This is a genomic window from Stutzerimonas sp. NM35, from assembly GCF_054604355.1.
Map to the genome: position 1 here is coordinate 1,557,179 of NZ_CM137728.1, position 24,524 is coordinate 1,581,702.

Sequence of the window (24,524 nt, forward strand, 5' to 3'; positions counted from 1 at the left end):
TCAGATGGCGTCGCGTATGGTCGGGCAGCTCATGCAACGTCCACCGCCGCGGCCTCGGCCCAGCTCTGCGCCGGGAACTTTCAGGACTTCGATTCCGGCCGCTTCCAGAGCGGCGTTAGTGTCGTCATTGCGGTCATAGCCAATGACCACGCCCGGACTCAAGGCCAGAACGTTGTTACCATCATTCCATTGCTCGCGTTCACGCTCGGCGGGCGTATCGCCTCCGGTGGGGATCACGGTCAGGGATTCATAGCCGAGCACGTCGGCGACCACGTCGAACATCGGGCGAGGATCCTGACTGAACGTCAGGTGCTTGCCGCTCGTACCGGGACGCAAGTCATAACAAACCATTTGATCGGCGACTTCCTTGAAGGCGGTAACAACATTGCCGCCGCAGAAGGTGAACACCGTATCCAGGTGCATGGACGCTCGGCTTTTGGGGATATGGCAGGCCACCACGCGATTGACCGTGCCGCGTTCAAACAGTGCATTGGCCATTTGCCCGATCGCCTGGGGTGATGAGCGCTCGCCCATGCCGACCAGCACGGTGCCATTGCCGACCGGCATGATGTCGCCGCCCTCCAGGGTGGCCAGCGCATGATCCTTGAGCGGATCCCCCCAGAGCACCTCGACCTTGCCAGAAAATTTTGGATGAAACCGGTAGATTGCCGCCGTCAGCAGCGTTTCGGGTTTACGTGCGGCCCAGTACATGGGGTTCAGGGTGACGCCACCGTAGATCCAGGCGCTGTTGTCGCGGGTAAAGAGGAAGTTCGGCAGGGGCGGCAGGACAAAGCCATAAGGCCCCAAGTGGTTGCCGAACAGACCGCTCGGATCGAACGGCAGATCGTTCACTTGCAAGCCACCGATCAAGAATTCGGCCAGGGTGTGTCCCGGTAGTTCTTCCATCCAGGCCCGCAAGTCAGAGACCATACCGACACCAATATGATTCCAGCTGATCCGGTGGTCAAGAATCCAGCTTCGCGCTTCGGCGATGTCGAGGATTTCGGCCAGCAGTTGATTGACGTCCAGCACCTCCACCCCTCGGGCACGCATCAGGTTCGCGAATACATCGTGATCCTTTTGCGCCTGCTTGACCCAGAACACATCATCAAACAACAGGGCGTCGCAATTGCTGGGCGTTAGCCTGCGATGGGCAAGGCCGGGTCGACAAACGATGACTTGCCGCAGAATACCTGTCTCGGAGTGAACACCAAGAGCATGTTCAGACATGTGCCACCTCATTTATCAGGGAATTACAGGAAGACACCGATGCTGATCACCAAGGTGATGAACACGGTCAGGATCGCCAGCAAGGGCCAGATGAATACGAGCCAGCGGTCATAGGAGACCCGACCTATGGCCAGGCCGCCGATCACCACCGCGAAGGTCGGGTTGATTAGATTCACCAGGCCGTTGGCTGATTGATAAGCCGTCACCACCAGGTCGCGGCTGACATTGGCAAAGTCCGCCAGGGGGGCAAGAATGGGCATCGACAGTACGGCAAGACCGGATGACGAAGGCACGAGGAAGCTCATGCCTGTCTCGATCCAGAACATCAGGTTGATGAAGCCCAGTTCCGACATGTCGGCCAGGCGCAATTCAGCGCTGTGCAGAATCGTGTCGGCAATCATGCCCTGCTCCATGATGACAACGATGCCTCGCGCCAGACCAACGACCAGAGCCACCCCAAGCAGATCGCGGGCACCGTCTACGAAGCTGCCGGTCAGCTTTTTCTCGCCTAGGCGGGCGACAAGGCCAGCGACGATCGCAGCACCTAGGAACAGTGCGCCCATCTTGTCCATCCACCAGCCCTGGGAGGAAACACCCCAGATCATGACCACAAAGGTCAGTGCAAAGATCGACAGGACCAGTTTCTGGGTCAGGCTCAGCTTGACGTCGTCTAAATCGTCATGCCCCTGTAGAAAAATTTTGCGGTGGGCATCGCGCTGTTTGGCTACCACGGAGCGCGAAGGGTCGGCCTTGACTCGTTTGGCATAGCGCATCACGTAGGCGGCACAGATCACCAGCCCACCTACCAGCAGCACTAGACGCAGCAGCATGCCGTCCGTAAAGGGAATGCTCGCCGCATTGGAGGCGATGACGGTGGCGAATGGATTGATGGTCGAGCCCAGCACGCCGACTCCGGCGCCGATCAGAATCACCGCTACCCCGGTCACCGCATCGTAGCCGGCGGCAATGACGATCGGAATCAGAATGCCGTAGAACGCAAGGGTTTCCTCGGCCATGCCGTAAGTCGTGCCGCCAAGCGCGAACAGCGTCATCAGGATCGGAATCATCCATATCTCTCGGCCTTCCAGATGTTGCATGACGCTGCGTATACCGGTGTCGATCGCACCGGTGGCATTTATCACCCCGAGAAAGCCGCCCAGAAACAGCACGAACAGCGCCACGTCGATGGCGTTGGCGACATAGCTTTCTGGATCATAAAAACCCGCAATGGGAGCCAGCATGACGTCCATAAAGCCCTGGGGGATGGGCTCGACCACTTGGTAAGTACCTGGCACAGCCACTTCACGACCGACCTCTTCATTCATCACCCGCTCATACTTTCCGGCGGGAATAACCCAGCTCAGCGCAGCAACTAGAACGATCAGTAGCAGCAGGATGGTATAGGCCGTTGGAAAGCGGCTTGTCAGATCCTCTTCCGGGTTTTGCGCGGTAGTGTTTTCTTCAGCCATGGTGGCTCTCCTTCTCTGTGGCCTCACTGAAGACTGCGATAGCGCAGCTAGTGGTGCCGGTAGATTGGCAGTGATCCTTCGATCAACGGTAGCGGGGCAATAAAAAACCGTCCAGTCGTTTGTTTTTGTGAGCGATTTAAATGCGTTGGAGTTGATTAAGATCTATCTATTGAGCAACAAATGCGGGAGTAGCATTCCTTTATGCATCCCCAGCTTTACTGTGAGCATTGGGGCGCCTAGCCAATGGCGATTGATAGCAGAGGTGAGGACAACCGCACCATCGCCGTCGGCGTGCCTAGCTCTCCGCCAGAGGTACTAAGGGGAGAGGTGTATACCGTTGACTGAGGTGACCGCATCGGTTTGAATTCAGCGGCAAGGGCTGGAGGGTTAACCTGGAAGGTCGACGTTTTTCGGAACTGGATCTGGAGCGCACACGACAGCGTTATTGAATGCCCCGCAGAAACTGGCGAGCCAAGTTCTGATCGGGGCGATCAGATCCTATCAGTCAACACTTGCTTCGCACGATACGAGCATTTGTTTACGAGTACACGCGGCAGCCAGTCACGCCATCTGGCCGATGGTTTTGCGAAAGCGTGCCAACGACAGGAAAAACAGCACCGTGCCGATCAGGGCCAGCGCCAGGAACGGCTGCCATACCGTCTCCAGGCCCGCACCCCGGTAGAGAATGGCCTGGCTCAATTCCACGAAATGGGTGGTGGGCGCGATCAGCATGATGTTCTGCACGATCTCGGGCATGCTTTCGCGCGGCGTGGTGCCACCCGAGAGCATCTGCAGCGGCATGATCGTGAGCATCATCAACATGCCGAACTGCGGCATATTGCGCGCCAGCGTGGCGATGAAAATGCCCATCGAGGTGGTGGTGAACAGGCTGAGGGCCGCGCCGGCGAAGAACAACGCAATCGAGCCCTCGATGGGCACGCCCAGGATGCCGCGCACCATGAGATTCAGGGACAGGAAGGAGGCGATCAGCACGACCAGGGCCATCGACCAGACCTTGGAGAGCATGATCTGCGCAGGGGTAACCGGCATCACTAGCAGGTGCTCGATGGTGCCGTGCTCGCGCTCCCGGATGAGCGCCGCGCCAGTCAGGATAATAGACAGCAGCGTGATGTGGTTGATGATCTGCACCACGGAGCCGAACCAGGCCTTGTCCAGCGCGGGGTTGAAGCGCGCGCGCATCGCCAGATCAACGGGGGGCGCGTCGGTTCCACGATAACGCTTGACGAACTCGTTGACTTCACCCGTGAAGATCTGTTGAACGTAGCCACTGCCGGTGAACGCCTGGCTCATGCGGGTGGCGTCGACATTGAGCTGCACGGCGGGCGAACGCCGCGCCAGCACGTCGCGCTGGAAGTTGGGCGGAATGACCAGGGCGAACGTGTACTGCCCGGCATCCATGCCCGGGTCCACGTCCCCATAGTCGATCATGGCCGGCTGGGTGAATTGCGGCGGGTAGAATGCCGAGGCAATCCGCTGAGACAGCGCCGAATTATCCTCGTCGACGATGGCGATGGGCGCGTTGTGCAGCGTCTCCGGCATGGATGTGGCAGAGGTGTAGACCGACGCCGTGAACACATAGAGGATGAGCACGAGCATCATCGGATCGCGCCACAGACTCCACAGCTCCTTGACACCGAGGTCGTAGATATTGGCCAGGGTTCTTCTGCTCATCTCAGCGCTCCTGCTTCTTGAGTAGCAAAACGGCTGCGCCCAGAATGACCGGGACCGACAAAAGCATCGACCACAGCGGCCCCGTCAGATCGGCCAGGCCGAGCGCTTTGCTGAAAACGCCGCGGCTGATGGAGATCATGTGCGTGGCGGGATAGATCTGCCCGATGAACTTGCTGGAGCCCTCGAGCGAGGACACCGGATCGATCAGACCGGCAAACTGGGTGGCCGGTATAAGCGTGCCGATCATGGCAAAGAACATGGCAGCGATCTGGCTGCGAGTGACGGCCGAGGCCAGCAGCCCCATGCCGGTCGCGGCAAAGGAGAAGATCAGCGCGGCCAGCGCGAGAGTGAAGAAGCTGCCCGTGACTGGCACGCCAAAGATGGTGACCGCGAGCAGCGTCATCAGTAGGAAGTTCACCATCGCCAGGCCGACATAGGGCAGTTGCTTGCCAAGCAGAAACTCGAGACGCGTGACCGGCGTCACGTACAGATTGGTGATCGAGCCCGTCTCCTTCTCGCGCACCACCGCCAGCGCAGTCAGCATCGCCGGCAACATGAGCAGCAGCAGAGGGATTACCGCCGGCACCATAGCCGGCAGGCTCTTGACATCGGGGTTGTAGCGAAAGCGTGTCTCGACGCTCGCATTACTGGCTGCACTGGCGCCGCCGCGTTCGCTAGCCTGAGCTAGCAGCCAGTGCTGGTGCATGCCCTGGACGTAGCCTTGGACGGTCTCCGCGCGTTGCGGCATAGCGCCGTCGATCCAGGCGCCTATCTGTACGTTCTGGCCCCGCAACACATCGCGGCTGAAGCCAGGGGGGATTTCGATGGCCAGCGACAGCTCCCCGCTGCGCATACGCCGGTCGAGGTCCTCGTAGTCGACGATCGGTGCGTGCTCGGTGAAGTAGCGCGAGCCGGCGAGGTTCAGCGTGTAGCTTTGGCTTAGGGTGGTCTGGTCGCGATCGAGTACCGCATAGCTCAGGTCCTCTACGTCCATGGTGATGCCGAAGCCAATCACAAACATCAGCAGCAGTGAACCGCCCAACGCCAGTGTGGCACGTACAGGGTCCCGCTGCAGTTCGAGCGTCTCACGCCACAGATAGCTAAACATGCGCTGCAGACTGAAACCGCCGGCGCCGTTCCCGCCGTGCTCAGCAGGCGCCGCAGAGGGTTGATTCTCGTGATTAGCGGCCTCCGGCTGGCTGAGCGGGGTGACTGGGCCGCCGCCCTCGGCTTCGAGGAGGTAGCCGATGAAGGCCTCTTCAAGGGATTTGGCGCCGCGCTTCTCGACCAGTCTTGCGGGCACGTCGCTGTCCAGCACCTTACCCGCATGCATCATCGACATGCGGTCGCAGCGTTCGGCCTCGTTCATGAAGTGTGTGGAAATGAAGACCGTTACCCGGTCGCGCCGCGACAGCTCGATAAGCAGCCGCCAGAACGCATCGCGCGCCACCGGATCGACGCCGGAGGTCGGTTCATCCAAGATCAGCAGCTCGGGCTTGTGCACCATGGCAACGGCCAGCGATAAACGCTGCCGTATGCCCAAAGGCAGGCTGGCCGGCAGGCTGTCGAGGACGTCCACCAGCCCGAAGCGCTCCACCATCTCATCCACGCGGCCGGGAATGTCCTTCGGGGGCACGCTGAAGAGCTTGGCGTGCAATTCCAGGTTTTGCCGTACCGTGATTTCGCTATAGAGCGAGAACGCTTGCGACATGTAGCCGACGCGGCGACGGGTGTCCAGATCATGCGGATCGACTTCGTGACCGAACAGCCAGGCCCGACCCGCGCTCGCCGGCAGCAGGCCGGTGAGCATCTTCATGGTGGTGGACTTGCCACAACCGTTGGAGCCGAGGAAGCCGAAGATTTCGCCGCGCCGGATGCGAAAGGAGACGCTATCGACGGCGATGAAGTCGCCAAAGCGCATGGTCAGCTCCTCGGCTTCGATGGCGATATCGTCCGCGCCGTCATCCGGCAAAGGGGGAATGACTACCGCTTGGTGTCCGCGCTTTTTCTCTTCCGGGAGCAGGCGGATGAATGCCTCTTCCAGGTTCAGGCTGCTTGTTCTTTCGAGCAACTCCTGCGGTGTGCCGGTGGCGAGGACATTGCCGTCGTCGATGGCCGCCAGCCAGTCGAAGCGCTGGGCCTCATCCATGTAGGCGGTGGCCACAATCACGCTCATGCCGGGACGATCAGCGCGGATCCGGTCAATTAGATCCCAGAACTGCGCGCGCGCCAGCGGGTCCACGCCGGTCGTCGGCTCATCGAGAATCAGGAAGTCCGGGTCGTGAATCAGCGCGCAGCACAGGCCGAGTTTTTGCTTCATGCCCCCTGAGAGCTTGCCTGCCGGGCGCGACAGGAATTTGAACAGGCCGGTGGCCTGGGTCAGCTCATTGATGCGCTGGCGGCGCTCTGCGGCACCATGACCGAACAGGCGCGCAAAGAATTGCAGATTTTCCTCGACCGAGAGCGTCGGATACAGGTTCTTGCCCAGTCCCTGCGGCATGTAGGCGATGCGAGGGCACACTTGCTTGCGATGGGCCTTGCTGGCCATGTCGCCACCCAGTACCTCGACCGTGCCCTTCTGGATGATACGTACGCCAGCCAGCAATGAGAGCAGACTGGATTTACCGACGCCGTCGGGGCCGATCAGGCCAACCATCCTCCCGGCGGGAATGTCCAGATCGATGCCATCCAGGGCGATGACATCGCCGTAACGCAAGCGCACCTGACGGACGCTTGCAACGGTCGTGAGCTGCGCGCTCCCACTGTGGCTCATACCTTACTCCGGCACGCGAAGGGACAGGTTTTGAGGCCATTCGGCATTTGCGTCGAGCTTGATCCAGGCCACGCCGGGCAGCCCGGTCTTGACCTGATTCAGGTGTTCACGCAGCAACTCCGGCGAAATCTGCGCGCGCACACGAAACATCAGTTTTTGCCGTTCGCTGGCGGTTTCGACCGTTTTGGGGGTGAACTGTGCCGCGCTGGCGACGAAGGAAACGGTGGCTGGTATCACGTACTCCGGCGCGGCATCCAGAACGATGCGCACCTCTGAGGCGAGCCCGACGCGCCCGGCCACGGTCTCGGGCAGGAAGAAGGTGAGGTATACGTCCGACAGGTCGATCAGGTTCAGGACGCGTCCGCCCGACCCAAGCACCTCGCCAGGTTGCGCCACGCGCACCTGAACCCGCCCGTCACGCGGCGCGCGCAGTTCACTGTCGCGGATGTCGGCTTCGATGCGAATGATGCTGGCCGTGGCGGCGGTCACGCTGGAGCGGGCGCCGACCAGTTGTGCTTTGGCTGCCTCGACTGCGGCGCGGGCAGCGGCAGTCTGCGCTTTGCTGGCCGCGAGCGTCGCCTGTGCGCCCCGTACGCGCGCCCGGTCATCGTCCAGCTCCTGTATCGAGGCGGCGCCCTCTCGGGACAGTGTCTCCGAACGTGCCAGACGCCGCTGTGCGGCGTCGAGCTCCGACTCGCGCTGACCGACGAGTGCCTGCGCCGCAGCAACGTCGGCTTCGCGCAATGCGACCTGTGCCTGCGCTGCGGTCACCGCGTGCTCGGCCTGTTGACGCATGGCGAAGGCTTCGTCGCGCTGTGCCTCAAGCGTTTCCAGTTGCATCCTGGCCAATGGCTGGCCAGCTGTGACGAAATCGCCTTCACGTACCAGGATGTCTTCGATACGTCCGGGAAGCTTGGTAGCGATGTCGATTTCGGTGGCTTCGATTCGGCCGTTACCGCTGACAAAGCCTTCGCCGGGTCCGCTGTCGGCAAACTTCGTCCAGCCCCACCAGGCCAGCGCGACGACAACCGCTGCAGCGGCAACGACCAGGAGTTTTTTCTTGAGAGAGGGTGAGAAGGTCATGGGTTCGGCGTGCCTTAGCGGGTTGATGGGATGGAGGCGGGAGTCGAGGTTGCACCGTCTACCTCGTTGGATGCGGCGAGGGTGCCGCCGCCGAGCGCGGCATACAGCGCTACCTGGCTGGACAGCAGCGCGCGGCGCGCCTGTACCAGTTGTTGCTGGGCACCCAGCAGATCGCGTTGGGCGTCCAGCACCTCTAGGAAAGCAGCCGAGCCGTTGTCATAGCGCAACTGGGCTAGTCGTGCGCGTTCGCTTTGCGTTTCCAGGTTGGCTCCCTGGATTGTCAACTGTTCAGCCAACCAGTACTTGGCGCTTAGGGCATCAGCCACCTCGCGAAAGGCCGTTTGAATGGTCTTCTCGTATCCGGCCACGGCGATATCGCGACGCACTTCGCTCAGTTCCAGGTTGGCGCGCCGCCGGCCGCCATCGAAGATGGGCATCGACAACGTGGGCATGAAGGTCCAGGCACGACTACCTGAATCGAACAGGCCATTGAGATCGCTGCTGGCCGTGCCGAAGCTGCCAGTCAGCGCGATGCGCGGTAAGAACGCTGCACGGGCCGCGCCGATGTTGGCATCGCCAGCACGCAATTGGTGTTCGGCGGAAATGATGTCCGGGCGACTGACCAGCAGCTCCGAGGGCAAACCAGCCCGAAGTTCGGCCAGCACCGTCGTTTCATCGAAGAGAGCCTTAGCAGGCAGCGAGCCAGGATCGGCGCCCACCAGCAGCGCCAACGCGTGCAGTTGCGTGGCGCGAGCTTGCTCAAGCTGGGTTAGTAGCGCCTGAGCCTGGTTCAGGAGGGTCTGGACTTGGGTGAGATCCAGCGTCGAGGTCGAGCCGACTTCGACACGACGCCGGAAAATGCGATAGGACTCCTCGCGGGTTGTCACGGTTTTCCGCGCGATAGCCACGCGCTCGTCGATCTCGCGCAAGCCAAGATAACCGTCCGCCACTTGGGCGATCAACGCTAGGTGGACAGCCCGGCGCGCTGCATCGGTAGCCAGCCAGGTTTGCAGGGCGGCGTCTTCCAGATTACGAACTCGGCCCCACAGATCCAACTCCCAAGTGCTTAAACCCACCTCGGCCCGATACTCGCCACCCACATGCGATCTGCCCGACATGTTCAGATCGCCAGGGACGCGGGCGCGTCCACCCTGGGCGCCCACGCCCACGGCAGGAAATCGATCCGAGCGCTGAATGCGGAATGCGGCGCTGGCTTCCTCGACACGCAGCGCGGCCAGGCGCAGATCGCGGTTGTTCTCCAGTGCAGTCTCGATAAGGCGTTGCAGCAAGGGATCCGTGAAGTACGCCTGCCAGGCCAGTTCTCCCGCATGGGCGCCGTCTGTGCTCGATTCAAGATGACTAGGCCAAACCTTGGGTGCTGGCAGCGGTGGCGTATTAGGAGCAGGAGCGAGCGACATGCAGCCGGTTAGTGCGACGGCGCTCAGTGCCAGCGTGGCAGTGCGCAATCTGAACTCAGGAAACAAGAGAGAAGCTGGAGGCATGGTCATGTTCCGTACGGGTATCGGGCCTAATGGGGTCTGGTTGTAGAGCGGCAGGCGTCCATGTGTAGAGGCGTGCTGATGGCGGCGCTCGCTTTGGCATCGATGAGCGCGCATGCAGTAATTCGGCACTTCGATCATGAAGGTCTGCCGCAATCGAGCGGGGCCTTGATGGCTGTGCGCACCTTGTATTACGCCTGTCGACACCAACGTTCAGAACACGGTGAAAAAGGAGGTTTGTTGGTGTTGGATTCGCCGAAGGGCCAGTGCAGCCTATTGCATGGCATGTAGGTTCACCCTTGCACGGAGTGTGGCTCACGCCCGCCACCAGCTTTTCTTTCTCGCAAGTTTGATAAAACCCACGGCATCTCCGTTAATTGTGTATGCATCCGGGTCTTAGCGGCTGGTCGACGAGGCGCTCTTTTGGTCGTATTTCTCATCATTATAGGTTTTTTTAAAAAAAACGACCAGACGGTTGTTTTTAACAGTGCGTTACAATTCCTCCTCCGCAACCCCTGGGGCGGCTCGTTGATACCGGTTGACGGAAATTGTCTGGGCGGGATCAAGGTTGTTTTCGGTGGAGTCGGTGGCCATCCCGTGAGAACATTTTTCAAATTTGGAAAGGGGCTTTGAATGCCAGCCAGGAAAGAAGACGTCGTCACAGAGAAGCGCCGCTACTTGTCCTCGGCAGCTAGGAAAGAGGAAATATTGGACGCGGCTCTGGTTGAATTCTCGGATCGGACATACAACGCCGTGTCGATGGAGCGTCTAGCGGAATGCGCGGGAATGTCAAAGGCAGGAATTTACGCGCACTTTAAAAGCAAGGAAGAGATCTTTCATGCCTTGCTCGAACGTATGACCAAGCAGCTTTGCGATTTCCAAGGCTGGCTCCCGGACGAAGATTTGACTTTGCCGGAGCTAGTAGACGTGTACCTTGATCGCCTGTACGCGACGTTTGACTCCCCCGCTACCATATCGGTCTACCGACTGCTCCTAGCCGAAAGTGCCAGAGCACCTGCACTGGTCCGGCATTGGCGAGAGGAAGTTGCGCGCGGATTACGGGAGCGGGCGCAGCTCATCATCCAGCGCAACATAGAACGCGGGGTCATTCGCCCAGGTGTCTTGACCGAGCACTTTTTCCCGCTGGCGCTCGCTCCCGCATTGCTATGGCTGAACTCTTCAATGTTATCCAGAGGCGACCCGTCAATATCGCTTGTACAGTTGCGGGAGGCGCATAGGCAACTGCTGCTTGAGCTTCTGCAGCCAGAGGTGAGTAGGGGCAGCGGGCTGAATTAGATGTCGGTTTGCCATAGTATTGCCATTACCATCGTCGGGACCGCACTGGCATGCCATACAACCGAAGCGACTGGAGGCTGCATAGCGCAACGGCGATCAAAGCGAACAAGCGGCTGCCTCGCTAAATTGAATGAAACATGCTGACGGCGTCCAGACATTGCTAATCGCGGCATCCCCAAAGTTAGAGCAGCCTCGACCTCGTTCTGAATACACAAACCGCCCGATGCGCTGCACCGGGCGTCTTAAAGATTGGGGCTGGGGGAAACGCTGCAGCCATTAAGTGCTACATCGCGCCAGAGTCTCAGGGCCGCAAATCAAAACACAAAATGTGTCAGGGCAGGGTGAACAGCACCTTCACTGAATCATTGACCGCGGCGCTGTCGACATAGCCGATAGCGTCGGCTTCGGCGGCGACTTTGGCCACAACCGCCGAGTCGCCGGCTTCGGCCGGCAGGGGCTGGCCCTTACCGGTGAATACCAGGCCCGACCAGTAGGACTTCAGCTGGGCTTCGTTCTTGCTGGTGACGGCGGAGTAGAATTTTTCCTTGGTGGGATTCCAGTCTTTCTGGTCGATGCCGCTTAAGGTTTTGTCCCTGCCGAGAAAGATATTTGCCACTTCTGCCTGTGAGGGCGCTTTGGTTGCGCCCGGATTGACGATCACGGCCACCTCGGCGTGCGCCATGGCAGAAGCCAGGCTTAGCAGAGCGGCGGCGAGAGTCTTTTGAGTGAAACGATTCATGTTGGCTCCTCTTAGAATACGAAGTCAGCGCCGATGCTGAAGATGTCGCCGTCGAACGTTGGCTCGGCAGTGTTATACGCCGGCACAAAGTTGCCGTTGTAGTTCCGGGTGGATTCGACGCGTTTGTATTCGCTCTTCAGCGTAACGTTGGCGTTCAGGCTGTAGTTCAGGCCAAACGCCCATGACGAGTCGCGGCCAGCGTCGCTTTCGTCATGCTGGGCATAGGTAACGTGAGGCAAAAGGTCACCGAAGCGGTGACCGGCCATGATGTAGAACGCGTCGTGCTCGCCCAGCGGGCTGCGGCGGTTGATGATTTCTGCGTTAGTGACCCAGCTGCCGTTGTCGTACTGATGGCCAAAGGACATGAATTTGCCCTTGAACTCGTCGCTTTGATCCCCGCTCAGAGTGGACTCGGTATAACTGTATCGGAACGTCCCGATGTCGTTGGTCGCCAGGCTCACGCTGCCGGTCAGCAGCTTTTTGTAATCCACGTCTAGACGGGCATCGAGACCATGAATGAAGATATTGCGGTTTACTGCTTGGCCGTAACTGGCTTGAAAATTCAGCGTACCGAAGGAAAGCGGAAGGCTGTATAGTGCTGCAACAAGGCAGCCTTGAGGCATCGGGCTTGAGCCTTATCAGCAGGCAATGGGTACCGAGAGGCTCATAGCTATCCAGCTCGAAGCCTTCCCAGAACAGGGCGAGCAAACTAGCATCCATGGCGACGGCGGTGGTGGGGTCGGAAATGTTTTGGCGAACACCACCTTAGCCCTTCTCGCCGCCGTCTCCCCTCGCTTTCCCGCTAATCCGCGATGAACCATATTTTTGGGGTGGCCTTTCGCTACGCATCCTCATTTAATCTCTGTAGCAAGCTAATCCTGCTTGTCTGGGGTCGAATTCTTCTATCGTGTGCCGATAACCTTGCTGTCATTCCGTTGCGGCAATTGAAGCGCTCCGCTCCGCCAGCACTAATAAAAACAACAGGTATTTCATGGGTGTTAGCCAGATAATCCTTCGCCGCTCGCTTCCTTTGCTGCTCGCCGTGCTCCTGGTTGTATCGTCTGTTATCTCCTATTCCGTTAAGCGAATGACCGATACGCTTGACCGTAACGTGATCGAGCACAGCCATTTCTTGATAGAGAAGGCGTTAAGTCACAGACAGGCCATGCTTCGGCAGGGAATGGCCGCATTCGTCACGCTCAATAACGCCTCAACCGATCCGCAATCGCGAGCTAAGATGGCGGCTCCAGACGTGCTTTTTTACAGCCTCGATTTCGATGCCCTTATGGTGTTTGGCTCCGGCGTCGAAAAAACTCAGGCGCTCACTTCCGAGGCAGTGCGGGACAGCGATCTGCTTCAGCGGCTCGGCGTTGGGTTGGATGGGCTGTTAGAGCAAGCCCGGCGGGGTGGCCCCGATGCGTTGACAGGTGGAATTCTGCGGCTCGATGACTGTAGTGGTCAACCCATCCCGGACAGTGGGTTAAGTTTTTCTTCGGCCACCGCAGGCGGTAACCCGTCGTTGAATTGATGCGGCCTGACCCAGTTGTAGCGGTGCATCAGGTAGTGGCTGATATCCCGCTGAGCTTCCTGTGCCGTCAGGTAACCGGTCTGCGGTATCCACTCCGACTTCAGGCTGCGGAATAGGCGTTCCATCGGCGAATTGTCCCAACAATTACCCCGGCGGCTCATGCTCTGCTGCATTCGGTAGCGCCACAGCCGCTGCCGGAACAAGCGGCTGGCGTACTGGCTACCCTGATCCGAATGGAACAGCACCTGCTGTGGCTTGCCGCGCTGCTCATAGGCCATATCGAGGGCTTTGATTACCAGCTCGGCATCCGGTTTGGCGGAGAACGCCCAGCCAACCACCCGACGCGTGTGCAGATCCAGCACCGCGGCCAGGTAATGCCAACGACCTTGCGCCCAGACGTAGGTGATGTCGCCGCACCACACTTGGTTCGGGCGCTGGACTGCGAACTCACGGTTCAGTCGATTCGGGATATCCGGGCGCTCAACCGTGGCCTGCTTGTAGGCGTGCGAGCCCGGCTGCTTGCTGACCAGCCCCAACTCACGCATCAGTCGACGCACACGGAAATGGCCGATCTCCACGCCGTCCTCGCGCAGCATACCCAGGATGCTTCGGCTGCCAGCCGAGCCCCGGCTTTGGTTAAACAACTCGTTGACCCGGCTACGTAGCGCGACGCGACGAGCATCTACACGGCGACGTCGAAGGCGATGGGCGTAGTAGCAAGATCGCGTCACATCGAAGGCTGAACAGACCACTTCTACCGGTTCCCGCTCACTCAACTGGTCTATCAGCGCGTACGATCGAGTTCGTCCGACATCAAGAGAGCGGTAGCCTTTTTTAATATCGCTTTCTCCCGCTCCAGCCGGTTGATCCTAGCCTCTAGCTCCTGGATCTTCTGCTGCTCGGGTGTCAGCGCTTTGCTTTTTGGGGTAACGCCCTGGCGCTCGTCTTGGAGTTGTTTCACCCATCGCCGCAAAGCCGAGTCCACGACGCCCAGCGAACGGCAGGCCTCGATATGGCTGTAGCCCTGATCTAGTACCAAGGCAGCTGCCTCTCGTTTGAACTCGGCGGAAAACGTACGTCGTTGCTTGCTCATCGAACACCTCTTAATGGCGAGGATTTTCGCCTAAATCGGTGTCCGGGATCAGTAGACCACTACATGCGTCAACAAACTTCAATAAACCCGCCCAACCCCGGATTGTGCGTAAAGGCTCTGGTTTTGCCGCATCCGACGGCATTGGTCAAGGATGCTAAAGACGGCTAAAATTGCCGGCGACCGCTAAGTCTTCACTGTTCGAATAGCTCCATCACCGCGCAATATAGATGCTGGCGGAATGGCGGTAAATGTGACGGTAAAACCTATATCGATTAAATTTGTCCCTTTAACCATGCGGGTTTAGGCGACCTATTGATGATTGAGTGGGAGTGAAATCAGTCCCTGCGGGAGCTGTCGCTTCCTGTCAATAAGATGCTGTAACGTATTGATTGATAAGGAATACGTTGCGGCATCTATCGGCGGCTTTCGCCGGGCAGCAAAAAGCTCTGGCAGTAAGGGGCAGCGGCATTGAGTTCTGCCAAATGCTTTGGCGCTACCGCATCAAGCTGAACCCAACAAGGCAGCAAGTCCTTTCTGAAGGCAAGCTGGGGCTGTAGCGGGGAAGAAAAGTTCATGGCCCACAAAGATTGGGCGGTACGCGCCCCAAAAACGAAGCTGGAACGCATGGAAGCGTACTTCGGCGGCTTTGGATTCGAGCCCCATAGGCACGATACCTACGCTGTGGGTCGCACACTCGCCGGCGTGCACAGCTTTCGCTATCGCGACGGCATGAAGCACAGCCTTCCGGGTGGGACGATCGTCATCCATCCGGATGAGCTGCATGATGGCGAAGCCGGAAGCAGCGAAGGATTCCACTACCGCATCCTGTACATAGAGCCCGCTCTGCTTCAGCAGGCGCTGGGTGGCATCACGTTGCCCTTCGTCCCGGATGGCCTTTCACGCGACCCACGACTGTTCGCTGCGACCCAAACGCTCATGCAGGGAATGGATTGTAAGATCGATCCGCTCGAGGAAGAGGATGCGACCTACGATCTGGCACAGGCGCTCGCCGCCGTCACCGGTGTCCGCAAACGCCGCCGCACCCTGAACTACGCAGCTGCCGAACGTGCGCGCCAGTACATCCATAGTGCTCTGGACAGCACCATCACGCTTGAAGAGCTTGAGGGAGCCAGTGGTCGGGACCGGTGGAGTCTTTCCCGGGATTTCAGGGCGCTATATGGAACCAGCCCCTATCGATATCTGACGATGCGCCGGCTCGACCAGGTGAAACTACAGCTTCTGTCGGGACAGTCGCTGATCGATGCTGCGCTGAATACCGGTTTTGCAGATCAGAGCCACATGGCACGGCATTTCAAGAAGACCTATGGAATATCGCCGGCTCGGTGGCTGCAGATGTTGCGCTGAAGCTGAGCCGCAAACCTGCACGATCGTTCAAGACCTTCGAAACACTTCTCTCCAGACTCGTTTGCGTTGCGCTTGCCGAAGAGCTTCGTCTCTTCGCATGCCGCTGCATGTCCTCATGGCCTGGCCAGGCCAGGGCATGCACTCACGGAGTGCGTCGTCAGGGCGCTCGAAACAATCGATCCCGTAGACAATGATTGGCGCTGTCGTCGATTTCGACCCCACGTTCTACCGGGACATCCGGGTGATCGAAATCAACCGCTGGGAGAATCGGGCGTATGGGCGCACTCATGAAAGATTGGTCATGACGGTCGAGGGTTGAATGAGGAACGTCGCGCGAATCCTTGGCCAGGGCGCCACTCTGCTGCAAACCGGTGCGATACGTCGCACGCTTGGTCGCGTGGCGCCGACTGCGCTTGCGATCGTTCCCGTCAGCGTGCTGTTTGGCGCACTTGCCGCACGAGCCGACTGGTCGTTGCTCGAGATTCTGGCGGTGGGTGCGCTTGGCTTCTCCGGTAGTGGCCAGTTTGCCTTGCTGCCTCTTGCAGAAGTCGACGCCGGCTTCTTCACCATGCTGTTGGTCACGGCATCGATCAATAGCCGCTATGTGCCCATCGCCTATGCTTCGTCGGGGCGTCTGCCGGCATCGTTCACCCGGCGAGCCATCGTCGCACACATGCTGGGTGACGAAGCCTACGCCACAGAGCATGAGTCGGACAGCAGGCGAACCGTCATTCTGATACGCGGGACGATATTCGGCGCCTGGGTTGGTGCGGGCCTGCTGGGGGCTGTGCTTGGCCAATTCATTCCGGCTGCCTGGATCGGGGAGGGCGTGAATCTTGGTTTTCCGGCGAGCGTGGTGCTGATGTACCTTTCAGCGTCGCAGCTGCGCGCCCGGCTCTGGCTGGCGCGGGATGATGGCAACAATCGTTCCGGGCTGCTTGCGGCAGCGGGGTTGTGCGCAGGTGTGTCGCTCCTGCTGATCAATCTGCTTGGCCCGCTTTATTTCTGGATACCGAGTGTTCTTGCCGCCACCGTAATCCTGGGAAGGACCAGAATATGAGCCAGTCGGTGGCCGTCGCGATCGGCGCATTGTTCCTCACCAGTTGCCTGGTCCGAATCCTTCCTGCGTTCGTATCGGTTCGGATGGGGCCTGAGAGTCGGCGTTACGTGGAGCGAGTCCTGCCAGCAGCAGTCTTCATTAACTTTGCCGTCTATATCGCCTATTCCGAGGCGGTGCGAGAACCCTTGGCGGCGTCAGTCTCGCTGGCGGTGGTAGCTGCTATCGCTTTCCTGAATGCGCTCGGACTGATCAGTGCAGCAGCAATGGGGACCGCGCTCTATTTTTATCTGACGATTTGAGTGCCTTCCGAACTGAAGGAGGGGGCCGAAGCCCCGGTTTGCGCTAGAGCAGTCCGAGTTCGGCAAACGACATGCCGCCTGGCTCAGCTGTCTAGGCAAGAGCTGTTGGGCTGGCATCGTACGACAAATTTCTCCCGGGAAAGCTTGGGCCATACGGCTTCTTGTGGGAAGCCGTATGGCTGACTACAGCAGCCCTGTCAGGCTGCAGGCCGTTGCGTTTGAACGTGGATGTTCAGTTGTTTTGGCGGTGGCGGCTGCAATGGGTGGCAGCTTCCTCAGTGGCGCTTCAGGTCGTCAGCTCGGGTGATGCGCAACGCATCGACAACCAGGGAAAAGGCCGGCGATGGCTGCCGACGGCTGGGGTAGTAGAGGTAGTAGCCGTCGAACGGTTCGCACCAGTCTTCCAGTACCCGCATGAGCCGGCCTTCTTCGAGGTGAGGGGTGAATTCTTCCTCGGGCAGAAAGGCGATGCCCAGTCCCGCCACGGCGGCATCCACGATATTGGGCGAGGTGTTGAAAACCAGCTGCCCGTCCACACGCACGTTCAGCTGTTGGCCGCGCCGCTCGAATTCCCAGACGTACAGCCCGCCCGATGACTGCATGCGCATGTTGATGCAATTGTGATTCACCAGATCACGCGGGTTCCCGGGGCTGGGGTGAGTGGTGAAATAAGCCGGTGAAGCCACGGCGGCCATGCGCAGCTTTGGCCCGATGGGAACGGCGATCATGTCCTTGTCGATGGCCTCGCCCAGGCGCACCCCGGCATCGAAACGATCCGCGGCAATGTCGCGCAAGCCATAGCTCACATCGAACTCCACCTTGATATCGGGATAGTCGAGCAGCACGGGCGCGAGCTTGGGTAGCAGTGTGGTGCGCAGGACGTGATCGCCACAGGTGATGCGCACCGTGCCGGCGGGCTTGTCGCGCAATTCCGTCAGCGCATCGAGTTCCGTCTCGATCTCGTCGAAGCGATGACCGATGGCCTGCAACAGGCGCTCTCCGGCTGCGGTAGGCGAAACGCTGCGCGTGGTGCGGGTGAGCAGGCGTATCTCCAGCCGGTTTTCGAGACCACTGATGGCCTGGCTCAGCGCCGACTGGGTGACGCCGAGCACCGCAGCGGCACGGGTGAAACTGCCTTCGCGGGCTACGGTCACGAACGACAGCAGATCATTGAGGTTTCGCTTAATCATGGCAGCAGTTTCCCATGAAGCATTGATTAGTAAAACTTACATACTCATTAAGCATTCATTAGATAGTAAGGGTGCCCGGCTTGCGTGAGAATTTGCCACCAGAAAAACCTCTCCGTCACCTAGAGACCGGCATGACTTCTACCGCATCCGACGCCCCGGCAGGCGACACGCAACGTCAATGCAGTTCGGAAAATCAACCGGCCTGCTGGGGCGGTGTATTCGCCATGACCCTGTGCGTGTTCGCGCTGATCGCATCGGAGTTCATGCCCGTCAGTCTGCTGACGCCCATCGCTGGCGAACTGCGCGTCACCGAGGGCATGGCCGGGCAGGGTATCGCGATTTCCGGTGCCTTTGCCGTGGTGACCAGCCTGTTCATTTCCGTGCTGGCCGGCGGCCTGAACCGCAAGGTAGTGCTGCTGGGGCTGACCGGGGTGATGGGATTATCTGGTGCGGTCATCGGGCTGGCACCGAATTATTTCACCTATATGGTGGGTCGTGCGCTGATCGGTATCGTCGTCGGCGGGTTCTGGTCGATGTCGGCGGCCACCGCCATGCGCCTGGTTCCAGCCAGTCAGGTGCCTCGCGCGCTGGCCATCTTCAACGGCGGCAATGCGTTGGCGATGGTGCTGGCCGCGCCGCTGGGTGCTTATCTGGGCGCGATCATCGGCTGGCGTGGCGCCTTTTTCTGTCTGGTACCGGTGGCGCTGATTGCCCTGGTCTGGCAATGGTTCAGCCTGCCCTCCATGCCGGTTGAGGCGCGCGCCGCCGGTTCGGCCAGTGCCTTCAGCGCCCTCACACTGCTGCGCAGGCGGGTCGTGGTCATCGGCATGTTGGCAATCGGCTGCTTCTTCATGGGGCAGTTCACCCTGTTCACCTATGTAAGTAAGACCGTTTCTGGAAACAGTGACGCAGGTGGACGTGGGCACGCTGTCACTGGTTCTGCTGGTGATCGGCATCGCAGGCTTTATCGGCACAACCCTTGTCAGCGCGGTACTCAGGCGCGGTTTTTACCAGACGCTGATCGGCATACCGCTGTTGATGGCCGCCATCGCCGTGACCCTGGTCGTCTTTGGCAGCGCGACAGCCGCCGCCGTGGCGCTGCTGGGCTTCTGGGGGCTGATCGCCACGGCAGCGCCGGTGGGCTGGTGGGCCTGGGTGCCCATGACCTTCCCCAGGAATGCCGAAGCCGGTGGTGGCCTGATGGTCGCGGTGATTCAACTGTCCATTGCGCTGGGTTCGACCGTGGGCGGTCTGCTGTTCGACATGAGCGGCTACCAGAGCGCCTTCGTGGCGAGTGCCGTGCTGCTGTTGATCGCAGCGTTCCTGACGCTGCTGACCGCGCGTTCGCAAGCGGCAAAGACCGCCTGAGACAGGCTCCTACACGCGCATCGGCCATGTCGATGAGCCCGCCGTGTTGGCCCAGGTGCTTGGGCGTGGCGGGGTGCGGGTGATTCTTTCCGATGAGCCTGTTGCCGACTGAGATAAAGCGCTGTCTTGAACACGCTGCCAGCACTGCACGATGGCCGGGAGAAATAGTTGGCGCGCGGTGGGAATTTGCACGGTCAGTCCCTATCCGAATCAGAGGAGTGTCGAGACTGGAGCGAAAGTATGAGCTTATTGCGCCTATTAGCTAGGCTAATCAATCGTTTGGATAGTGTGTAGTAGGATGCGTAGATCATTCATGAATATAGGCAGTGCAGACATGGGCTATGTCTTTGCACGTGAGGCGCTGCCCATGACATGGCTTCAGCCAAGGCGCAGGCGCGGGTTTTCTAATGCCTCACCGATGCGCCTGCATTGGGTGGGATAGAGCGTATGTCTGTACAGCAACACCCCACCGTGATCGTCCTGGCTGCCGGGCGAGGCGAGCGTTTCGCGCAGTCCGGCGGGGCGACGCACAAGCTCGATGCGCCGCTGGGCGGCGTGCCGGTATTGCAGCGGGTACTGCGCACCGTGGCTTCGTCGGGGCTGCCCTGGCATCTGGTGCGGCCCGAGGAGGGCGCCGCCGCAGAGGCTGCGGGGATGGGCGATTCCATCGCGCGCGGAGTCAGGGCGACAGCCGATGCCGCCGGCTGGCTCATTCTGCCCGGTGACCTGCCGCTGATCGGCGTGGACAGCCTGCTCAAGGTGGCTCGGGAACTGGCGACGCATGCGCTGGTGTTGCCGTTGTATCGGCAGCAACAGGGGCATCCGGTCGGGTTCGGTCCAGGCTGTTTCGCTGCGCTGAGCATGCTCGGCGGCGACAGGGGCGCAGCTGCCGTGGTACGTGCGCATCGGCAGGCCGGTACGGTGCGGGTGCTGCATCTGAACGATCCGGGCATCGTGACGGATATCGACACACTGGACGATCTGGCGCGGGCCGAAAAACTGCTCGCCACGGGCAATCATTGATGGGAAACCTGTATGGAAAGCGTTGATGTCCAGGTGCTGCGCGCCGCTCGCGACTGGTGTGCCGCCGGGCAGCGAGTGATGCTGGTGACGGTTGTCCGAACCTGGGGTTCGTCGCCGCGCCCGGTGGGCTCGATGATGGCCCTGCGCGAGGACGGTCGTTGCGCAGGCTCGGTTTCCGGCGGCTGCATCGAAGACGACCTGATCCACCGCTATACCCGCGCTTTCGGCGAGGGAGAAATTCCACGGGGCACGCCTATGCTGGAGCGCTATGGCGTCACGGCGGACGAGGCCCATCGTTTCGGATTGCCCTGTGGCGGCACCCTGGAGTTGTTGCTGGAGAGTGATCCTGACTTGACCACCCTCGATGCGCTGGTGCGGCAGCTGAAGACCGGAGTCCTCGTCCAGCGCAAGGTCGATTGTGCGACCGGTGCGGTGACGCTGACGCCAGTGACGGAGCCCGAGACGCTGCACTTCGATGGCACAAGCCTGATCTGCACCCTGGGGCCGCAATACCGCATGCTGCTGATCGGCGCCGGGGCGCTGGCCGAATACCTGGCCACGATGGCGCTGTTCAATGATTTCGCGGTAACGGTTTGCGATCCGCGCCAGGAATACCTGGGCGGCTGGTCCGTGCCGGGAGTAACGCTCGACAGGCAAATGCCCGACGATGCGGTGCAGGCGCTGCAGCCGGATACGCGCACCTGCATCGTGGCGTTGAGCCACGACCCCAGGCTCGACGACCTGGCCCTGCTGGCGGCGCTGCACAGCCCGGCCTTCTATGTCGGGGCCATTGGTTCGCGGCGCAATACCGACAGCCGCAGGCAGCGCTTCATCGAGCACTTCGGCGAGACCGAACAATCTCTGGCACATCTTCACGCACCCGTCGGCATCTACATCGCCAGCAAGACGCCCGCCGAGATCGCGGTGAGCGTGATGGCCGAGGTGCTGGCGGTCAAGAATGGCGTCGAACTGCCTCGGACGCTCTCCGTGGCCAATGCAAAATTACGGCTTGATGCCCAGCTGGAGACATAAACGGCGCATGGCGGCAGCCCGGCCTCGATTCGACTTTCATTTTGTAGGGACAGACCATGAGCTTCACTCTCACGATCAATGGAAACCAGCATAGTGCTGACGTCGACAGCGATACGCCCTTGTTGTGGGTGCTGCGGGACGTGCTGGGCCTGACAGGCACCAAATACGGCTGCGGCGCGGCGTTGTGTGGGGCCTGTACCGTGCATGTTGATGGCGCGGCCATTCGCTCCTGCGTCACCCCGGTGACAGAGGCCGCAGGCAAAGCCATCACGACGATCGAGGGCGTGACCGCATCGGATGAAGGACGGGCGCTCCAACAGGCCTGGCTGGAAGTGGACGTGGTGCAGTGCGGTTATTGCCAACCGGGGCAGATCATGTCGGCTGCTGCGCTGCTGAGGCAAACGCCCGTGCCAAGCGACGAGCAGATTCGCGACGGCATGGCCGGCAATATCTGCCGCTGCGGGACCTATGAGCGAATCCATACGGCGGTCAAGCAGGCGTCACGCCTCGTTCAAGCCAATGCAAAGGAGGCGTGAGATGCGCACGGATAATTCTCTTTCCAGCCCGGCAGGCCTGTCACGACGCGCCTTTCTCAAGGCGGCGGGCGTGGGTGGCGCGTTGCTGCTGAGCGTCGAGGTGCCGCTGGCGATTGCCAAGGCGCTGGAGACAACCAGCCCGGCCAACGCCACCTTCAACGCCTTTGTGCGCATCGACACCGATAACACCGTGACCCTGGTGATGCCCCGCGTCGAGATGGGGCAGGGCACCTACACATCATTATCGATGCTGATTGCTGAAGAACTGGAAGTCGACCCGGCCAGTGTGCATCTGGAGCATGCGCCGGCTGACGATCTGCTCTATGCCTCCGCTCCAGGCGGGCAGCAGATCACCGGCGGCTCCGATTCGGTGCGCATGGCCTGGTTGCCGATGCGTGAGGCCGGCGCCGCCGCCCGCATGATGCTGGTGGCTGCTGCGGCAAACGCCTGGAACGTGCCGGTGGAGGCCTGCATTGCCCGGGACGGCAGCGTCGTGCATGAACCCTCCGGCAGGCAACTGCGTTACGGCGCGCTGGCCGCAGAAGCAGCCAGGTTGTTCGTGCCCGAACAGATTGCCCTTAAAGACCCGAAGCAGTTCCGCCTGATCGGCAGCGACCTGAAGCGGCTGGACGGCCCGGCCAAGGTCGATGGCAGTGCGCAATTCGGCATAGACGTCAAACTGCCGGGGCTGCGCGTGGTCACGGTGGCCGCCAGCCCATTCTTCGGCGGACGGGTGAAAAGCCTGGCGCAGGACAAGGCGCTGGCCGTGCGTGGTGTGCGCCAGGTGGTGCAGCTCGACGATGTGGTCGCCATCGTGGCCGATCACATGGGCGCTGCGCAAAAAGGCCTGGCGGTGGCCCAGGTGCAGTGGGAAGAAGGGCCAGCCAGTGGTTATTCGACCCGGACCATGCTGGATGAGCTGGCGGCGGCATCGCTGCGCGAAGGGGTGACGGCCCGCCAGGAGGGGGATGTGGCGCAGGTGCGCGCTGCTGCAGAGGCCAAGGGGCACCGTACCTTCGAGGCGGTCTACCAGCAGCCGTTGCTGGCCCACGCCACGATGGAGCCGATGAACTGCACCGTGCGTCTGAGCCCTGAAAGCTGCGAAATCTGGCTGGGCACCCAGGTGCCGACGCGCGCGCAGGCGGCGGCTGCGCAGGTGGCGGGCCTGCCCACGGAGAAGGTGCAGGTTCATAACCAGTATCTGGGCGGTGGTTTCGGGCGGCGACTCGAAGTCGACTATGTGATACAGGCAGTGCGTATCGCCCGTGAAGTCGAGGGTCCGATCAAGGTGGTCTGGAGCCGCGAGGAAGATATGCAGCACAGCTCCTATCGGCCCTATCACTACAATCGTCTGAGCGCCACGCTCGACGAACAGGGGCGCCCACTGGCCTGGCATCACCGCGTTACCGGCTCGTCGATCATGGCTCGCTTTGCGCCTGGAGCGTTTACCGATGGCATCGATGTCGACGCCATCCGTGATGCGGCAGGCCCTTATGAATTCCCCAACCTGCTGGTTCAGTTCGTGCGCCAGGAGCCGCCCGAGGGGCTGCTGACCAGTTGGTGGCGCGGCGTGGGGCATATGCAGAACGCCATTCCAGTGGAGTGCTTTATCGACGAACTGGCGCAGGCGGCGGGGCAGGATGCGATTGCCTTCCGTAAGCCGTTGCTCCAGGCCCATCCCCGCGCGCTGCGGGTGCTGGAGGCGGTGGCCGAGAAGGCCGGTTGGAACAATCCTCTGCCGGAAGGGCGCGGACGCGGCATCGCGCTGACCTTCGCGTTCCAGACCTATGCCGCCCAGGTCGTGGAAGTCAGCCTCGATGCGGCGGGCAAGGTGCGCACGGAGCGCGTGGTCACGGTGGTCGACTGTGGTCGGGTGGTATCGCCGGCGACCGTGGAAGCACAGGTGCAGGGTGGAACCCTGTTCGGCCTGTCTGCAGCGCTGTTCGGCAATATCACGATCGAGGGCGGGCGCATCGAGCAATCCAACTTCCATGATTACCGCGTGCTGCGCATGAACGAAACGCCGGTGATGGAGACGTATATCCTGCCCAGTAGCGAAGCGCCTACCGGTATCGGCGAGATTGCCACGGTGCTCATCACTCCGGCGTTGCTCAATGCCGTGCACGACGCTACAGGCCAGCGCATCCGTGAGCTGCCTCTCGCCTCAAGCGGTATCGGACTGGCATGACGGCGAGGCTCGGTGCCTGGCGAGACATCATGTCGCGCATCCGAGGGCCGGTGAGGTCAAA

Annotated in this window: 19 protein-coding genes and 1 pseudogene; 10 read left to right on the forward strand and 10 right to left on the reverse strand. The window is 60.7% G+C overall.

Annotated features, from left to right (window positions below; all coding sequences use genetic code 11):
* From ACYCFC_RS07340 to ACYCFC_RS07365, 6 genes are all read right to left on the reverse strand, one after another.
* Nucleotides 1–1,230 (reverse strand): arginine deiminase, encoded by a 1,230-nt coding sequence (locus tag ACYCFC_RS07340; protein ID WP_042928812.1) that lies wholly within the window; start codon nt 1,228–1,230, stop codon nt 1–3.
* 23 nt (nt 1,231–1,253) lie between these two features.
* Nucleotides 1,254–2,699, reverse strand: coding sequence for a YfcC family protein (locus tag ACYCFC_RS07345; RefSeq protein WP_042928813.1), 1,446 nt, complete (start codon nt 2,697–2,699; stop codon nt 1,254–1,256).
* 561 nt (nt 2,700–3,260) lie between these two features.
* Complete coding sequence (locus ACYCFC_RS07350) at nt 3,261–4,391, reverse strand: ABC transporter permease (RefSeq protein WP_126190555.1); 1,131 nt, start codon at nt 4,389–4,391, stop codon at nt 3,261–3,263.
* A gap of 1 nt (nt 4,392) precedes the next feature.
* Nucleotides 4,393–7,164, reverse strand: a complete 2,772-nt coding sequence (rbbA, locus tag ACYCFC_RS07355; RefSeq protein WP_301636293.1) for a ribosome-associated ATPase/putative transporter RbbA — start codon at nt 7,162–7,164, stop codon at nt 4,393–4,395.
* 3 nt (nt 7,165–7,167) lie between these two features.
* Nucleotides 7,168–8,247 carry an HlyD family secretion protein gene (locus ACYCFC_RS07360; protein ID WP_042928816.1) on the reverse strand — a complete coding sequence of 360 codons (1,080 nt, stop codon included), beginning with the start codon at nt 8,245–8,247 and terminating at the stop codon, nt 7,168–7,170.
* Nucleotides 8,248–8,261: 14 nt separating this feature from the next.
* Nucleotides 8,262–9,887, reverse strand: coding sequence for an efflux transporter outer membrane subunit (locus ACYCFC_RS07365; RefSeq protein ID WP_230697611.1), 1,626 nt, complete (start codon nt 9,885–9,887; stop codon nt 8,262–8,264).
* Between the two features lie 492 nt (nt 9,888–10,379).
* Here ACYCFC_RS07365 and ACYCFC_RS07370 point away from each other — a divergent pair, with 492 nt between their 5' ends.
* On the forward strand, nt 10,380–11,042 hold the full coding sequence (locus ACYCFC_RS07370) for a TetR/AcrR family transcriptional regulator (protein WP_212619711.1): 663 nt from the start codon (nt 10,380–10,382) through the stop codon (nt 11,040–11,042).
* 331 nt (nt 11,043–11,373) lie between these two features.
* On the opposite strand, the gene ACYCFC_RS07375 is transcribed toward ACYCFC_RS07370, so the two are convergent.
* Complete coding sequence (locus tag ACYCFC_RS07375) at nt 11,374–11,781, reverse strand: hypothetical protein (RefSeq protein WP_042928819.1); 408 nt, start codon at nt 11,779–11,781, stop codon at nt 11,374–11,376.
* Nucleotides 11,782–11,792: 11 nt separating this feature from the next.
* Complete coding sequence (locus tag ACYCFC_RS07380) at nt 11,793–12,404, reverse strand: porin (protein WP_459653548.1); 612 nt, start codon at nt 12,402–12,404, stop codon at nt 11,793–11,795.
* Nucleotides 12,405–12,772: 368 nt separating this feature from the next.
* Between ACYCFC_RS07380 and ACYCFC_RS07385 the strand changes: the two genes are divergently transcribed.
* Nucleotides 12,773–13,309, forward strand: coding sequence for a hypothetical protein (locus ACYCFC_RS07385; RefSeq protein WP_459653549.1), 537 nt, complete (start codon nt 12,773–12,775; stop codon nt 13,307–13,309).
* On the opposite strand, the gene ACYCFC_RS07390 is transcribed toward ACYCFC_RS07385, so the two are convergent.
* A protein-coding gene (locus ACYCFC_RS07390; protein WP_459652135.1) for an IS3 family transposase occupies nt 13,240–14,402 on the reverse strand; the annotation gives its coding sequence in 2 pieces (ribosomal slippage) (nt 13,240–14,147 and nt 14,147–14,402; 1,164 coding nt in all). The genes ACYCFC_RS07385 and ACYCFC_RS07390 overlap by 70 nt on opposite strands.
* A 573-nt stretch (nt 14,403–14,975) precedes the next feature.
* Between ACYCFC_RS07390 and ACYCFC_RS07395 the strand changes: the two genes are divergently transcribed.
* From ACYCFC_RS07395 to ACYCFC_RS07405, 3 genes are all read left to right on the forward strand, one after another.
* Nucleotides 14,976–15,767 (forward strand): AraC family transcriptional regulator, encoded by a 792-nt coding sequence (locus tag ACYCFC_RS07395; protein ID WP_459653550.1) that lies wholly within the window; start codon nt 14,976–14,978, stop codon nt 15,765–15,767.
* Between the two features lie 397 nt (nt 15,768–16,164).
* Nucleotides 16,165–16,827 (forward strand): AzlC family ABC transporter permease, encoded by a 663-nt coding sequence (locus ACYCFC_RS07400; protein ID WP_336509716.1) that lies wholly within the window; start codon nt 16,165–16,167, stop codon nt 16,825–16,827.
* Complete coding sequence (locus ACYCFC_RS07405) at nt 16,824–17,126, forward strand: hypothetical protein (RefSeq protein WP_181084049.1); 303 nt, start codon at nt 16,824–16,826, stop codon at nt 17,124–17,126. Before ACYCFC_RS07400 ends, ACYCFC_RS07405 begins: the two co-directional genes overlap by 4 nt.
* A gap of 275 nt (nt 17,127–17,401) precedes the next feature.
* Here the strand turns inward: ACYCFC_RS07405 and ACYCFC_RS07410 are convergent, their stop codons facing one another.
* Nucleotides 17,402–18,316: a LysR family transcriptional regulator gene (locus ACYCFC_RS07410; protein WP_459653551.1), complete on the reverse strand. Its 915-nt coding sequence runs from the start codon at nt 18,314–18,316 to the stop codon at nt 17,402–17,404.
* Between the two features lie 224 nt (nt 18,317–18,540).
* Here ACYCFC_RS07410 and ACYCFC_RS07415 point away from each other — a divergent pair.
* From ACYCFC_RS07415 to ACYCFC_RS07435, 5 genes and pseudogenes are all read left to right on the forward strand, one after another.
* Nucleotides 18,541–19,684: pseudogene (locus tag ACYCFC_RS07415) on the forward strand (MFS transporter).
* A 447-nt stretch (nt 19,685–20,131) separates the two neighbouring features.
* The gene (locus ACYCFC_RS07420; protein ID WP_459653552.1) at nt 20,132–20,707 is read left to right on the forward strand and encodes a nucleotidyltransferase family protein; all 576 of its coding nucleotides are present in this window, start codon (nt 20,132–20,134) and stop codon (nt 20,705–20,707) included.
* A gap of 12 nt (nt 20,708–20,719) precedes the next feature.
* Entirely contained in the window at nt 20,720–21,739 is a 1,020-nt protein-coding gene (locus tag ACYCFC_RS07425; RefSeq protein WP_459653553.1) for an XdhC family protein, read from the forward strand.
* 56 nt (nt 21,740–21,795) lie between these two features.
* Nucleotides 21,796–22,275, forward strand: coding sequence for a (2Fe-2S)-binding protein (locus ACYCFC_RS07430; protein ID WP_459653554.1), 480 nt, complete (start codon nt 21,796–21,798; stop codon nt 22,273–22,275).
* Between the two features lies 1 nt (nt 22,276).
* On the forward strand, nt 22,277–24,463 hold the full coding sequence (locus tag ACYCFC_RS07435; protein WP_459653555.1) for a xanthine dehydrogenase family protein molybdopterin-binding subunit: 2,187 nt from the start codon (nt 22,277–22,279) through the stop codon (nt 24,461–24,463).
* Nucleotides 24,464–24,524 lie beyond the last annotated feature (61 nt).